This is a genomic window from Poriferisphaera sp. WC338, from assembly GCF_050931845.1.
Lineage (GTDB): Bacteria > Planctomycetota > Phycisphaerae > Phycisphaerales > Phycisphaeraceae > Poriferisphaera.
Map to the genome: position 1 here is coordinate 85,803 of NZ_CP194516.1, position 13,791 is coordinate 99,593.

At 50.4% G+C, this 13,791-nt stretch carries 13 protein-coding genes; 10 read left to right on the forward strand and 3 right to left on the reverse strand.

Features of this window, described 5'->3' with window-relative positions:
* Nucleotides 1-72: 72 nt before the first annotated feature.
* The 4 genes from ACQ6WK_RS00345 (at nucleotide 73) to ACQ6WK_RS00360 (ending at nucleotide 3,289) form a co-directional block, all read left to right on the forward strand.
* Nucleotides 73-891 carry a PEP-CTERM sorting domain-containing protein gene (locus ACQ6WK_RS00345; RefSeq protein WP_432798750.1) on the forward strand — a complete coding sequence of 273 codons (819 nt, stop codon included), beginning with the start codon at nucleotides 73-75 and terminating at the stop codon, nucleotides 889-891.
* Nucleotides 892-989: 98 nt separating this feature from the next.
* Nucleotides 990-2,051, forward strand: coding sequence for a PEP-CTERM sorting domain-containing protein (locus tag ACQ6WK_RS00350; protein WP_432798751.1), 1,062 nt, complete (start codon nucleotides 990-992; stop codon nucleotides 2,049-2,051).
* A gap of 102 nt (nucleotides 2,052-2,153) precedes the next feature.
* Nucleotides 2,154-3,008: a prepilin-type N-terminal cleavage/methylation domain-containing protein gene (locus tag ACQ6WK_RS00355; RefSeq protein WP_432798752.1), complete on the forward strand. Its 855-nt coding sequence runs from the start codon at nucleotides 2,154-2,156 to the stop codon at nucleotides 3,006-3,008.
* Nucleotides 3,009-3,034: 26 nt separating this feature from the next.
* On the forward strand, nucleotides 3,035-3,289 hold the full coding sequence (locus ACQ6WK_RS00360; RefSeq protein ID WP_432798753.1) for a hypothetical protein: 255 nt from the start codon (nucleotides 3,035-3,037) through the stop codon (nucleotides 3,287-3,289).
* 87 nt (nucleotides 3,290-3,376) lie between these two features.
* Here ACQ6WK_RS00360 and ACQ6WK_RS00365 read toward each other — a convergent pair whose 3' ends face one another.
* Nucleotides 3,377-4,372, reverse strand: a complete 996-nt coding sequence (locus ACQ6WK_RS00365; protein WP_432798754.1) for a PEP-CTERM sorting domain-containing protein — start codon at nucleotides 4,370-4,372, stop codon at nucleotides 3,377-3,379.
* Between the two features lie 162 nt (nucleotides 4,373-4,534).
* Nucleotides 4,535-4,795: a hypothetical protein gene (locus ACQ6WK_RS00370; RefSeq protein WP_432798755.1), complete on the reverse strand. Its 261-nt coding sequence runs from the start codon at nucleotides 4,793-4,795 to the stop codon at nucleotides 4,535-4,537.
* Between the two features lie 47 nt (nucleotides 4,796-4,842).
* Here ACQ6WK_RS00370 and trxA point away from each other — a divergent pair, with 47 nt between their 5' ends.
* The 5 genes from trxA (at nucleotide 4,843) to ribB (ending at nucleotide 8,780) form a co-directional block, all read left to right on the forward strand.
* Complete coding sequence (gene trxA, locus ACQ6WK_RS00375; protein ID WP_432798756.1) at nucleotides 4,843-5,175, forward strand: thioredoxin; 333 nt, start codon at nucleotides 4,843-4,845, stop codon at nucleotides 5,173-5,175.
* Nucleotides 5,176-5,337: 162 nt separating this feature from the next.
* Nucleotides 5,338-6,567: a M16 family metallopeptidase gene (locus tag ACQ6WK_RS00380; protein ID WP_432798757.1), complete on the forward strand. Its 1,230-nt coding sequence runs from the start codon at nucleotides 5,338-5,340 to the stop codon at nucleotides 6,565-6,567.
* A gap of 220 nt (nucleotides 6,568-6,787) precedes the next feature.
* On the forward strand, nucleotides 6,788-7,144 hold the full coding sequence (locus ACQ6WK_RS00385; RefSeq protein ID WP_432800356.1) for a DUF2752 domain-containing protein: 357 nt from the start codon (nucleotides 6,788-6,790) through the stop codon (nucleotides 7,142-7,144).
* A gap of 34 nt (nucleotides 7,145-7,178) precedes the next feature.
* Nucleotides 7,179-7,445: a hypothetical protein gene (locus ACQ6WK_RS00390; protein ID WP_432798758.1), complete on the forward strand. Its 267-nt coding sequence runs from the start codon at nucleotides 7,179-7,181 to the stop codon at nucleotides 7,443-7,445.
* 114 nt (nucleotides 7,446-7,559) lie between these two features.
* Complete coding sequence (gene ribB / locus ACQ6WK_RS00395) at nucleotides 7,560-8,780, forward strand: 3,4-dihydroxy-2-butanone-4-phosphate synthase (protein WP_432798759.1); 1,221 nt, start codon at nucleotides 7,560-7,562, stop codon at nucleotides 8,778-8,780.
* A gap of 52 nt (nucleotides 8,781-8,832) precedes the next feature.
* Here the strand turns inward: ribB and ACQ6WK_RS00400 are convergent, their stop codons facing one another.
* The gene (locus ACQ6WK_RS00400) at nucleotides 8,833-9,837 is read right to left on the reverse strand and encodes a lysostaphin resistance A-like protein (protein ID WP_432798760.1); all 1,005 of its coding nucleotides are present in this window, start codon (nucleotides 9,835-9,837) and stop codon (nucleotides 8,833-8,835) included.
* Nucleotides 9,838-10,114: 277 nt separating this feature from the next.
* Between ACQ6WK_RS00400 and ACQ6WK_RS00405 the strand changes: the two genes are divergently transcribed.
* Nucleotides 10,115-13,738, forward strand: coding sequence for an SNF2-related protein (locus tag ACQ6WK_RS00405; protein WP_432798761.1), 3,624 nt, complete (start codon nucleotides 10,115-10,117; stop codon nucleotides 13,736-13,738).
* Nucleotides 13,739-13,791 lie beyond the last annotated feature (53 nt).

Here is a 13,791-nt window from a genome sequence, read left to right on the forward strand (position 1 = left end):
CAGTGAAGGCACGAAATCTGTCAACCATGACAGGGGATGTCTTGCGCGAATCAAGGCAGAGGAGTCGAAATGATGAATCAATTATTGTTCTTATCGGGTGCTGCGCTGGTGGGCACGTTTGGCGGATTAAATCCTGCATTTGCAGGTTCATTTGCGCCGGCGGCCGGTCAAACAGGTAGCACCGCCATCCACAAAGATGATGTTGCTTTTGTTGGCTGGGCGACTGGTGCAACCGTAGTACGAGGGTTAGCGGATATTGCTAACCCCGGCGGTGCCAACGCTTCGTTTGGTACAGATAGCGAAGCAATTGGCAAGGCGGAAGGCACATCGCTTGATGTGGTGAGCTTGGGTGATGGAGGGTCAGCGATACTGACATTCGATACCGCGATTGCCAATGGTGATGGTGCAGATTTTGCAGTGTTTGAAAACAGCTTCAGTGATGTGTTTCTAGAACTGGCTTTTGTTGAAGTGAGTTCGGATGGGATCAATTTCTTCCGTTTTGATGCGGTGTCTGAAACGCAAACCACAACACAGGTAGGTGGGTTCGGTACATTGGATCCAACCAACTTGGATAATTTAGCAGGTAAGTATCGGCAAGGATATGGCACCCCGTTTGATCTTGAAGAACTTGTCGGCACCATTGGTCTCGATGTGAATAACATCACACATGTACGTGTGGTTGACGTGGTAGGTTCGATCAATCCGCTGCACGCGACGACAGATTCGCTTGGCAATGTAATCAATGATCCGTATGCAACACCGTTTTCATCGAGTGGTTTTGATTTGGATGCTGTTGGTGTGATCAATGTGGTGCCGGAGCCTGGGGCGATGTTGATTGCAACATTGGGTTTGTTTGGTTTGGCTGTACGTGGTCGTCAACGAACAATCTAATTGCTGGATAGAAACTAACTGAAATAAAAACATGCTGGAGTATTTGCCGGCTTCAGCAAAAAACGAATTATTCAAGGCAAATAGGAGAACAGGAAAAGATGAAAACGATAAAAACGATTGCAGTAATGAGCTTCATTTCGCTGGTGATAGTGACATCTGCCCAGGCAGCACTTACTTTTGAGAATTATGGATATCTTGCACCGCAGGATGGCAACAATGTCCGTATTGATGTAGCAACGATCAACGGCGTCGAGCAATTTGTCTATACCTCAGGCCGCAGTATCCATATTACAGGAACAAATTCACAGGATGATGGCGTTATTGAGCAGCATGAATGGACCCAAATTGGTGGCATCTTCTCCAAAGGTGACCCTTCTTTCATGGTCGTTAATCCGTACAACACCTCAGAAGCTTTTTGGGGACAGGGCGGCAGCTTTAATACTGCTCGTCCATTAAATCTGGTTAGTGGTCTGGATACGGCGGCGGTGACTTTCTCTGCAGATTTTGCAGCAACTGAAAATGTCTATGCCGGTGATTGGCGTAGCAGTGACGAGATGTACCTGGTGGCGAAATCAAAGAACGTAGATGATTCCTATACGAATAAACTGATTCGTATTTACGATGATAACGGTTCGTGGGCATCGCAAGATGTTGTCGAGTTTACGAACGACGGTCTTTTCTCCGGCGGCATGACCGTGAGTGATGCAGGAGATGTCTATCTCACTAATTCGTCAGGCAACATCTTCAAGTTCACCGCAGCTGAATTAGGGCAGGCGATCACCAGCGACACTGCAATTACTCTTGCAGGTGATGATAATACAGACGCTCATTTTCTTACGAACCTTGGCACTTCCGGTTCGCTTGCGATTGCGGGTGGTAAACTCTTTGCCTCAGGTTTTGAACTTTCCAACACGCTTAAGAGCTTCGATCTCACCACTTCCGCTATTGAATCACACGTCATCAACGACGTTGCTGCCAATAACTATGGCTATCAGCTCGTCGGCAATGGCGACGATATCTTTGCACTCCGCAATGATGTTAATTGGTCAACTTTTACCATCGGGAATTCGATTCTTTGGGGTGCAACAGTTCCAGAGCCCGCATCACTCATACTCCTCGGCGCCGCAGGCCTCTTGCTCACTCGCCGTAAAGCATCTTGACATCCCCCTTTTCCCATCTGCTGTTGGTGAAAATCAACAGCAGGTATTTTGAATTTTGTAGCTGAGAAGTTTCGTAGATAAGACGTGGTTATGATGGAATGGATGCGAAAAACAAAGGGTTTTACACTCATTGAACTGCTGGTGGTGATCAGCATTATTACGCTGATGCTCAGTATTCTTTTGCCTGCCTTAGCTTCGGGACGCGAGGCAGCGCAGCGTATTGTGTGTGCCTCGAATTTGCGACAGCTTGCGATCGCAAACACAGTTTATGCTGCGGATAGCAAAGAGCATTATGTACCGGCTGCTTATCACAAGGGTAGCAGTGTTACGCCGAACAACCTACATCGTTGGCACGGTGAACGTGATAATAACACTGAAGCATTTGATCACTCTCGCAGTGTACTTAGTGGCTATTTTGGTGATGAAGCATCAAGACAATGTCCCACCGTGCTTGAGTTTACGCAGGATAATCCGGGCGTGGGTGGGTTTGCTTTTGAAGCAAGCTGTGGTGGGTACGGTTACAACGAATACTATGTTGGCGGCCGATACGATCTTTATACGTTGACAGGGTTGCCATCCAATGATGCGTCGATGAACACCGCGCGGACGGACGATGTGGCGGATGCATCCCAGACAGTTATGTTTACTGACACTGGTTTATGGCGACATGAATCGGGATCGTTGCGGTTGATCGAATATTCCTTTATTGGTGGGCGATATTGGATCAATGCTGGGGTGCTTCAGCCGAGTTGGGGAACACCAACGCCGTCCATTCATTTTCGTCATCAGAATCACACGACCAATGTAGCTTGGGTGGACGGTCATACAGATTCGCACAAAGTCGAATGGTCTGCAGCGAGTGCGTACTACGTGCCGGGCTCGGATGCGGCGAAGATGATATCGCTCGAATCGGGCTGGTTTGGTCCTGAGGATAACTCACTTTTTGACTTGGAGTGATTCGATTTAATTCAAGGTTCTATTTCATGCGTATTGAACGATGTGTCTGTAAAAAGCGATTGTTTTCACAGCTAAAGCTTAAAGCGGCAGCGGAAAGATTATCACTTGAGCAGTTGTGTGAAGCAACAGGTGCTGGGCGGGAGTGCGGGAAGTGTTTGCCGTATCTTTGTCGTATGATGAGGACGGGGCAGGTAGTGTTTTGTGAGATCGTGGCCGAGGCGGATGAATTGTATGATCCAACGTTGCGATGTGAGCAGATCCATGCAGCAAAGGTGATCTGAAGCCAGGATTCAATCTATTGGCAGTAAAAAAAGCTCCGTCGAAAGGCGGAGCTTTTTATTTATGTTTATGATGTTGGGTTGGCTGGTTTAGCTGCGTTTTTTGTTGCGGGCCATGAGTAGTGGAGTGCCGAGCGTGAGCAGCAAAGCTGTGGTGGGTTCTGGCACTGTCGTGGCGAGGATGGCTTCAATTTGAGTTTTGTAGAAGGAGAGGTCTGAATAGACAGATAAGTTACCGTCGACGCGGGTATTTGGGGGTTGTACACCGGGGGGATCGGTTGAATTATCAACGGCATTGGTGATGAAGTGGGCAATGCCAGCCAATTCAAATTCAGTTGGGCTGACTTGTTTGAAGAATGCTGAGCCTGAATCGCCACCGGTGGCTGCACCTGAGCCTGGCGTGGTCATATCGAATTCGAGCAGGAGTAGTGCGTGGATGTTCAAGCCGGCAGCACCATCAAGTGGGTGAGACGTGCCGGGATCAAACGTATATTTACCAGCAACAGAGTTGTTGGCCCATTTCTTTTCTCGGACGATTGGATCGCCATCAAGCGGTTGGGTCGTGAATCCATCGTTGCCGAGGTATGAGGTATCAGAGGTGAGTGAGACTTGTGTGACGCCGGTACCGATCATGAGTCCGGGATCGGTGACGCTGACCGACGAGGCGATGGTGACGTTGGGCATGGACGCAAGCGGATCGCCATCGGGGATATCGACTTGGTACATATAAAGGTCTGTTAATGATCCATCATCGGGGTTGGTGAGTCTTGTGCCGGAGGTGGGGATGATGTTGTAGCTTGAGCCACCGAAGTTGAATTTGTTTTTGCCGCCGGTGTGGTTGGCTGTGAGGACCCAACCGTTCCCGAGATAGACGTTGGTGCCATGTGAGATGACATCGGGGTTGCCTTGCATCTGCACACGGTCCCATTCTTCACTCGCGCCGAATGGGCTGGTGTTATTCAGGGGTGCGGGGAAGCCTGGGCTGCCGCTGGTGACGACGATGGCTTGGGTTTGGCTTGCGCCGATGGTCAATGCGCCCAGTATGCTAAATCCGATGATAAATTGCTTGATACCTGAGGTGTTCATACTTAAAAATTCCCTCCAAAGCCGGAAGACAACAGCGAAAAAAGATGATCCTTCTCCAAGCCACAGGCATGTGACGAGATGATGTCCCTAATATAACATCAGTTTGGTGTGTACTAAGTACAAAACGCGCAAAATCGTGAATTATTGCGATTGTGGGAGGTTCTATGGGAAGACAGGTAAAATTGGCTGGTTATATGGTCTGGCGGAGATTGGTTTTCCAGGCAGTGAATTGTCGATGAATTTGGTGCGGGGTGAGTTCGACTGGTGGGAAAACAAATCCCGGATGAATAAAGTTGATATCATCACAGTTAATTCCTCCCAAGGGAACCACACACAGCCCGGACGGATATCGGGCAGGCTTCGGATGGCATCTTCCCCCGTGGGCAGTTGATGATCCGACAGTTCGTCCCTAAAATCGCTCATGATCTGCTCATGACGGGCAGGTCAATCGGAACATTAGGAGATCAATCATGGCAAGCGAATTAGTGCTTGAATTGACAGACGCAAACTTTGATGAAGAAGTTGTAAATAGCTCACAGCCGGTCCTCGTGGATTTTTGGGCCGAGTGGTGCATGCCTTGCCGTATGCTTGCCCCGACGATCGAAGAGCTTGCCAGCGAGTTTGAAGGTAAAGTGAAGGTCGGCAAGGTCGATACTGATGCCAACCGTGAAGTATCTGTGAAGTTTGGCATCTCTGCGATCCCAACAATCATCCTCTTCAAGGGTGGCGAAGTGGTCCGCAAGTTTGTTGGTGTCACGCCTAAGGCTGACTTTGTCGATGAGCTGACTAAAGCATCCGGCTGATCGTACGGATCACAATCTGAAATTCATCGTGCCTGATGGCTGTCTGCCGTCAGGCATTTTTCGTGTCAAAACAAGATCTATGCGTTACCGATGTGTCCTCGAGGCGACGTAGCAGTACAATGCTGACCCTAAGCAATCGCCTCACGGTAACAGGAATCTCGCATGTCCATTCAGTTTAAGCAGCACACCCTTCCGAACGGTCTGACGATCATTGCCGAGCCGAACCCCGATGCGCATACCGCCGCAGTGGGCTACTTTGTGAAGGCTGGAACCCGTGACGAGGATCATGCGCTGATGGGTGTGTCGCACTTTCTTGAGCACATGATGTTCAAGGGAACAACGCGGCGGACCGCGGATGATGTGAATCGTGAGTTCGACGACATGGGTGCGAACTACAATGCGTTTACATCACATGAAATGACAGTGTACTTTGCACATGTGTTGCCGGAGTTTTTGCCAGCAGCGGTGGATTTGCTTGGTGATATTTTAAGGCCGGCATTACGCGATGAAGATTTTGACATGGAAAAGAATGTCATCATCGAAGAGATCGGCATGTACGACGATCGTCCATCATGGCGGCTTCAAGATCAACTGCTTGAAGAATTTTTTGGTGTGCATCCGCTGTCTTATCGTGTGTTGGGAACTGTACAGTCGGTAACAGATCTGACCGCTACGCAGATGAGGGATTATTTCGAGCAGCGGTATTCGCCGGACAATATTGTGGTGTCGGCCGCGGGGCGATTGGATTTCGACAGGCTGGTGGATGATGTGGCGAAGATCACCGAGGATTGGAAGCCGACTGGTGCGCGGCGGGTATATAAAGATCCGATTTTTGAATTGTCTAATCGTAAGATAGAAGATGAGCGGACGAGCAGACATTACATTGGGCTGATGTGTCCCGGGCCGTCGGCGCAGGACATGGATCGGTATCCGGCGAAGGTGCTGGCGGATATCTTGGGGGACTCGGATGGCTCGCGGATTTACTGGTCACTGGTTGATCCGGGTCATGCTGATGAAGCGGACATGTCGATCCTGCCTTATGACCAGACCGGCTCATTCTTTGCTTACGCATCATGTGATCCAGAAAAGGGCGATCAGGTGCAAGCGATTTTAGAAGAAGTGCTTGATGAAGCGGGTGAGGGCTTAACAGGCGGTGAGTTAGAGCGAGCGAAAAACAAGCTGGCGACGGCAGCGACGTTGCAAGGCGAGCGTCCAGCAGGGCGGATGCAAGGGCTAGGTGGGCAATGGTTGTATCAAGGCGAGTACACGCCGCTCAGTGAAGAGCTTGCTCGATTGATGGCGGTGACCCGTGAGGATATTGTGCGAGTGATTGAGAAGTACCGCTTCGCACCGCGGACGATTTTGTCACTGACGCCGCCACGAGGGGCATGAGTCGATCTGTTCAAACATTTTATTTTTATTAATGTGGCAAGCCTGCGAAAGTGAGCGTGGCGTTTATCTATTCATGCATCGGTAGTTGTGTTAGAGTATGGCTCCCTTAGGCCTTATTTTGGGGAGCATTGCGATTCAAATATCGGTTAAACCAATCAAATTCATCAAACCGTTAGGCGGAGCACTTCTCGCGAAATTTTTACGAGTGAGAAGATTTTCAATGTTGTTGTTGGGGGTGATTGTTTTACATCTTGGTCTAAACGTTGCGGGTTTATGGTCTTGGCAATGCCCTCTACCTACGACAATTGGGATAGATTGTCCGGGGTGCGGTTTGACACGTTCAGTGATATCGCTATTGCATGGACGGATATGGGTTTCATTAAGCGAACATTTATTTGGTGGAGTGGCGGTTTGTTTTGGATTGTTGCTCGTGATCAATGTGTTGCTACCGGAGCGAATCCGTATGCGATACATTGCCACAGTGAAAAAATGGGAATTGTCTTCCGGGTTTATGCAGATCGTACTGGGTTTATGGCTGGTTTATTGGCTATTCCGTTTGGTACAGCATGCATACTGAATTGTTATAGGTTCATTTTTGAAAGGATGTTGTGATGGAAATTCTTGTTCTTATCTTATTATTGGTTTGTGGTTTGACATCTTTAGGTTGCTGGATTTTCACGCTGGTTCGTTTGTTCACAAACGAAGCGATTGTTCACGGTGTCATCGGTATTTTTTGTGCGCTTTGGGCCTTTATCATGGGGTGGTCAAAAGCAGATGAAATGGGACATAAGACGGTGATGATTATTTGGTCGTTTGCCATTATTGGTGGAATTGCTGCCAATATCTTGGCAGCCTCAATGGGTTTGACCAGTAACTAACATCTCCGTTGAGTGTTGATTTTTGAGCAATAATACAGCAGATAACCGCATATTTGATGCGGTTTTTTTGTATGTAATTTTGCGCAAAAAACCGGATTAGCGTCTGGATTCGACATGGCGCGTGAACTGGCCGAAAATATCGGTATGGACAGTATCCCTGAAATTTTGGAAGAACTGAAAGCTGGCCGGATGATCATTCTGGCCGATGATGAATCGCGTGAAAACGAGGGTGACCTTGTTTGTGCCGCGGAGTTTGCCACACCCGAGAACATTAATTTCATGCTCCGTGAGGGGCGTGGCTTGCTATGCGTTGCACTCTCAGGTGAGATCTGTGACAAGCTCGATCTGCCACCTATCACTAATGTTAACACCTCGCAGCTTTCAACAGCTTACACCGTTACGGTAGATGGTCATGCGCGATTTGGTGTGACCACCGGCGTCTCCACGCAAGATCGCTCGATCACATGCAAGCTATTGGTTGATCCGCGAACACAGATCGAAGATCTCGCACGCCCCGGCCATGTGCAACCGCTTCGTGCGAAGTCTGGCGGGTCGCTGGTCAGGTGTGGACAGACCGAAGGGTCGGTGGATTTGTGCAAACTAGCGGGTTTGCAACAAGGTGCGGTGATCTTTGAAGTGATGAATGAAGATGGCACGATGTCGCGTCGGCCGGAGCTCGAGGCGTTTTGCGCGAAGCACAAGATCAAGATGTGTACAGTGGCGGACGTGATCGAGTATCGCATGCAGCGCGACAAGTTGGTGCATCGCATGAGTGAGCAGCCGTTTGAAAACGAGTGCGGCTCGTTCCGCTTGCTCACCTATCGTTCGGAAGTCGATCCTTTCCCGCATGTCGCGCTGGTGAAGGGCGATATCGGGCAGCTTGATCCTTCTGGCGATCCGGTTGAATGTGATGGTCCGATCCTGACCCGCATGCATTCACATAACCTACTCGGCGATGTGTTTGGTGATGTGACGCAGCCGTCGGGCAGCACCTTGAAGACCGCGATGCAGATGATCGAAAAAGCAGGGCGGGGCGCGCTGGTTTACCTCCGGCACGAAGGCATGGGAACCGGCGTGTTGCGTGATCTGCAAACGGCAACATTGCCGTCTAATCATGAGTTAGCTTCGGATGACCGGATCAAAATCGGTGCAGAACACGAAACGCCCGGTATTAAACCGCCTAAAAACAAGCGTGATTACGGCATTGGTTGTCAGATCTTGCGCGATCTGGGTATTCGTAAGCTAGATCTCATTACGAACCATCCGTTCACGCCTACGGCGCTGTCGGGGTTTGGCCTGGCGATTGACCAATTCGTACCGGTTGAAGGATCGTGATGCGAAATGGTGTTTGATTTTTAATAGCCGGCTGTGATATAGGCCGGCTTTTTTACGCGCCTTTTGCGGTCGCGCTGAGCAGTACCATGCTGAAGTTAAACGCATTGAATCCCATGTGGATCAAGATGGGAGGCAGAAGTGAACCAGTTTTTTCATAGACATAACCCATGATTAATCCGAGCAGGAACAGGCTTGGCAGCGGTTGCCATGAAGGTAGGGCGCTCAGATGAATCAGCGCAAAGCCAGTGGCTGCCAAGAAGATGACCAGCCAGCGCTGCTGTTTACCAAGCATGTTGAGCAGTGCAGTTTGTACGACACCGCGGAAAAAGATTTCTTCAAAGACAGGTGCAAGGAGGATCGCTCCAATGCCGAGTAGGAGTGGTATTTCAAAGGTGGTGCTGTCAGCTAGTTTTTGCAGAAGAACATGCCCGATCTCCGGGACGTTCTCGCCGAGGAGATGGCTTATGATGACCATGATTGCGCTGATGCCGAAGACGAGAGGCAGAGAGATGACGATACCAAGTACTCCTAGCTTGATATCACGGAGCGGTTTTCGTGGAATGAAGCCAAATTGTTTGAGGCCGTTTTTAAGGAAGCCGCATCTGCCAAGAAGGTAGAGGATGCCGGGGATGTAAGTCACAATCTGTCCGATGAGATTGAATCGGACATATTGAGAATCTGAGGCGAAGTCGAATTGCTGAGTGTCTTGGTTGATGCCAATAAAGTTGATGGCAATCTGTTGCACGATGAATTGGCCGAGAAAATAGAGGAAGAAAACGGCTAGAAAATCGATCAAGCCGAAGTCGTGAGGTCGCTTGGGTGCGGATTGTAGTGAAAAATCATTTTTCCGCAGTTGCCACCACATGACGAGTAGGCCGGCAACAATCACGCCGACCAACGCAACAATCAGTTCAGCCTGCAGGGTATCCAGTATATTTTCCGGAGCAGGGGCGACTGCTTGGGTGCTACTGGTGTCTGCCGGATTTAGCGGTATTGGGACGCTCTCGGGGGTAGGGTCCGCCGAACTTATTTGTAGAAGATGTGTGATCACACGCACAGGATAGGTTCTTTCCGTGGTTATTGCATCGGTGGCCAACGATTTTGCCGTGGTTGGTGCCTAAAATCACCGCGGTTAAATGACACGCTTTAAGTGGGCAACCATGCAAGCGCTTTGTCAACTTCAAGGCGTTCTTGCAATTGACATTGCATTCGTTACGCTGGGAGGTTTGGGGATTGTTGAAGCCACGGATTTCAGTCAATCCTCTTCGATTGAACATCGTCCGCGGGTGCCTGTGTTGCTTCATGCGTAAATAAATTGCGAGGGAACGCTTCTTATGTCTTTGATGACGATTTGGTCGCCGTTTTTTCAGAGTTCTGTTCGTATGAACGGTCGCACCGTTCAATTGGATGGCAAAGTTAGTCGTGTGGTTCCGACCAATGGTGAGTTGGTGCGCGCGGAGGTGGAAGATCATGAACCAGTAACGGTGACGATTTCCGAAGAAGATGGGAACGCGATTGCTGAATGTACGTGTCCTCACTTTAATTCCGGCTCGTATTGCAAACACATCTGGGCCACGTTGATTGATATTCAAAACAAAGATGCTGCACCGGGTGCAAAGAAAGAAGCGCTTCGCAAATTGCGCGTGCGCGCACTGAAGGCCAAGAAGCGTGATGCAACCACCGTTGCACGTCGGCCTAAAGAGCCGGAATGGGTGACGCGTCTCGCACTATTGCGCGTGCCATCCTATGAACGCAAAGCGCCGCCACAGCCGGTTTTGTCTGCACAACGCCAAGTGTGTTACGTTGTTTCGCCGAAGCTATCCAAGCGATACCAATCGATCGTGATTGAGTTGCGTCAACGGTCTGCCACGCCGACTGGTTGGGCGAAGACCAAACCACTGAAAATTTCCGTTGATCTAACCGATACGCTTACTGACCCTGTAGATCGCGAATTGTGTTCGCTTGTGATTGGCGGTGCACTCATTCAAGAAACAGATGATGCGGACCTTCGCCGTGATCGTCCGCATGCGATCTATCGACTTGCTGCTGGGGCTCAGTACATGATCATGAAGCGGCTGATCAAAACCGGCCGATGCTTCATTGATCTTGGCGACGATGTGACCGGATCGAATGAGCAACAACTTCACTGGGATGATGGTGAGCCGTGGAAGCTTTGGATGCTTGGCACAGAGGTTGAAGATCAGCTTGTGATCAATTGCCAATTACGCCGTCCAGAGCAGAAGCATCTTGCGATCGATAAACCGGACTTGATCCTTGGTGGTCTGCACGGCTTGGTGGTGTACGACAATCTTCTGGCTCCATTTGATGATCGTGATGCTTACCGCTGGGTATCGCAATTCCGTGAGGAAGATGAAGATCAGAACAAATCACGGACGATCCATATTCCGAATGATGACGTGCCACGGTTCTTAGAGCGGCTGTATATGTTGCCGCAGTTACCAGAGATTGAACTGCCTGCTGGATTCGGTCGCGAAGAACGTCACGCTTCGCCACGTCCGAGGTTAGACATCTTTTCGCCGGGCACGACGGAAGCATCCGCAGTGATTCCTGCATCGAACAAAAATTCATTGGCCGCTCGCGTGTGGTTTGAATACGACGGTCGTCGTGTTTATCCCTCCCAAGCCGGCCGGTTTGTGCCGATGACGCCAGGCACACTTATCCCGCAAGGTGATAACGAAGAAGCTGTCGAAGAACAGCTTGCGGTTGAGCCTAATGCGCAGACAACCACCGGATTGGATGATCCGCGTGCAGAAGCGTTTACAGAAGCTGAAGCGACGCCTAATCATAAGATAGATCCACCGCAAGATCATTTGCCGGAGGGGGAAAGTGAAGATGAAGAAACTGCGCTGCCGCCGACAGGAATCTTGATTCGGCGTGATAAAAAAGCAGAGCGCGAAGCTGTTGGTCAACTTGGTTCACTCGGTTTGCGTCAGGCGAATCAGGCAAATCCAGATATGTTAGTGATGACGATGAAGCAAATCCCGTTCGTCATTAGTCGGCTGATTGCTGCGGGTTGGGCGGTTTCCGCAGATCGATTGGTGGTGCGCACTGCGGGGCCTCCGTCGTTGTCTGTCACCTCTGGCACGGACTGGTTTGAATTGCGTGGCACGGTGAAGTTCAAGAAGGCTGATGGCACGGAACAGGACGTGGCGTTGCCGGATATTTTGAAGGCGGCGCGTAACGGCCGATCTATGATAGAACTGGATGACGGTTCACAAGGTTTGCTCCCCGAAGAATGGCTTGCAGAACATGGCTTGCTCACTGCGATGGGTGAGCTTGAAGAGGACCATCTGCGTTTCCGTCCGTCGCAGGCGGCGCTGCTTGACTCGTTGCTTGATGAGCGTGAGCTTGTGCATGTGGATGAGCAGTTTGATTTTGCACGTAACCAACTCCGCGCTTTTGATGGCATCAAACCGCTTGAGCCTGCGGAAGGGAAATTCCACGGCATCTTGCGTCCTTATCAGAAGGATGGCCTTGGTTGGTTCTCTTTCCTGCGAACTTTTGGCATGGGCGGGATTCTTGCTGACGACATGGGTCTTGGTAAAACCGTTCAGGTGCTTGCGATGCTTGAAGCGCGTTACCAAGGCATCGAAGCGCATATGGACAAAACGCTTGATGGCGAGAAGCCCAAGCATCGGCCTTCAATTGTTGTCGTGCCACGTTCGGTGGTGTTTAACTGGATCGATGAAGCAGAGAAATTTACGCCGGATCTGCGCGTGATGGCTTATGCTGGCACAGACCGTGCGGAGCAACGTGCGGACTTTGCCAATCATGATCTGATCGTAACATCGTTCGGACTTATGCGTCGTGATATCGAAGAGCTGCAGCATCAAGAGTTTGACTACATTATTCTCGACGAAGCGCAAGCGATTAAGAACGCTTCTTCGCAGTCCGCCAAGTCAGCGCGCATTTTGGGCGGCCGCCATCGGCTTGCCCTTACCGGTACTCCGATTGAAAACCACCTCGGCGATCTTTGGTCGATCTTTGAATTCCTGAACCCGGGCATGCTTGGTTCCAATGCACGTTTTGCCGACATCATCCGTGCCGGATCGCGATCCGTTCAACGAGAAGCGAGTGAGGAAGAGGAGGGGGCGGCGAAGCATTCGATGTTGCAGCAGATTGCCGGTTCGCTTCGGCCTTTTATCTTGCGTCGCACCAAGGCGCAGGTGCTGACCGATCTGCCGCCGAAGACCGAGCAGACGATTGTTTGTTCCATGGAACCAGAGCAGCGTAAGGTATACGACGATCTACGGATGTATTACCGATCGGCACTCATGAACCAGCTCGATGCTGCTGTACCTGCCGGTGTGACGGCACCATCTGGAACCGGCATGGGCAAGTCAACCTTCATGGTACTCGAAGCGCTGCTCCGATTGCGACAAGCTTCCTGCCACCCGGGCCTCATTGATGAAGCTCGCGCGGATGAGCCGGCTGCTAAGCTGGAGGTATTGCTCGAACGTGTAGCCGACATCATTGAAGAAGGCAGTAAGGCGCTGGTTTTCTCGCAGTTCACGTCGATGCTTGCATTGGTTCGTCGTAAGCTCGATGAACGCGGCATTCCCTATTGTTATCTTGATGGCCAAACACGTAACCGCAAGGAAGTGGTTGAGAAATTCCAGACCGATGAGTCGATTCCGTTATTCCTAATTTCGCTCAAGACTGGTGGTCTCGGCTTGAATCTCACTGCAGCTGAGTATGTCTTTATTCTCGACCCATGGTGGAATCCCGCGGTTGAAGCGCAGGCTATCGACCGAACGTATCGTATTGGTCAGACCAAGCCGGTATTTGCGTACCGTTTGATTTGTGAGGATACCGTTGAGCAACGTATTGCAGAGATGCAGGCACGCAAGCGCAAGCTGGCCGATGCGATTGTCGGTGGTGAAGAAAACATTCTGCGTTCGCTCACACGGGATGATCTTGAGAAGCTGCTTTCATAATCCTATCCCCCCGCCCCCGGAAGCTTTGGCTCATCGTATAGTGCAAATAACGA

Bases quoted from the DNA above. Each gene is read 5' to 3' on its own strand.
- ACQ6WK_RS00390 (WP_432798758.1), top strand. From the start codon at position 7,179: ATGGAAATTCTTGTTCTTATCTTATTATTGGTTTGTGGTTTGACATCT.
- ACQ6WK_RS00345 (WP_432798750.1), top strand. From the start codon at position 73: ATGAATCAATTATTGTTCTTATCGGGTGCTGCGCTGGTGGGCACGTTT.
- ACQ6WK_RS00365 (WP_432798754.1), bottom strand. From the start codon at position 4,372: ATGAACACCTCAGGTATCAAGCAATTTATCATCGGATTTAGCATACTG.
- ACQ6WK_RS00385 (WP_432800356.1), top strand. From the start codon at position 6,788: ATGTTGTTGTTGGGGGTGATTGTTTTACATCTTGGTCTAAACGTTGCG.
- ACQ6WK_RS00370 (WP_432798755.1), bottom strand. From the start codon at position 4,795: ATGAGCGATTTTAGGGACGAACTGTCGGATCATCAACTGCCCACGGGG.
- trxA (WP_432798756.1), top strand. From the start codon at position 4,843: ATGGCAAGCGAATTAGTGCTTGAATTGACAGACGCAAACTTTGATGAA.
- ACQ6WK_RS00350 (WP_432798751.1), top strand. From the start codon at position 990: ATGAAAACGATAAAAACGATTGCAGTAATGAGCTTCATTTCGCTGGTG.
- ACQ6WK_RS00355 (WP_432798752.1), top strand. From the start codon at position 2,154: ATGCGAAAAACAAAGGGTTTTACACTCATTGAACTGCTGGTGGTGATC.
- ACQ6WK_RS00405 (WP_432798761.1), top strand. From the start codon at position 10,115: ATGTCTTTGATGACGATTTGGTCGCCGTTTTTTCAGAGTTCTGTTCGT.
- ACQ6WK_RS00360 (WP_432798753.1), top strand. From the start codon at position 3,035: ATGCGTATTGAACGATGTGTCTGTAAAAAGCGATTGTTTTCACAGCTA.
- ribB (WP_432798759.1), top strand. From the start codon at position 7,560: ATGGCGCGTGAACTGGCCGAAAATATCGGTATGGACAGTATCCCTGAA.
- ACQ6WK_RS00380 (WP_432798757.1), top strand. From the start codon at position 5,338: ATGTCCATTCAGTTTAAGCAGCACACCCTTCCGAACGGTCTGACGATC.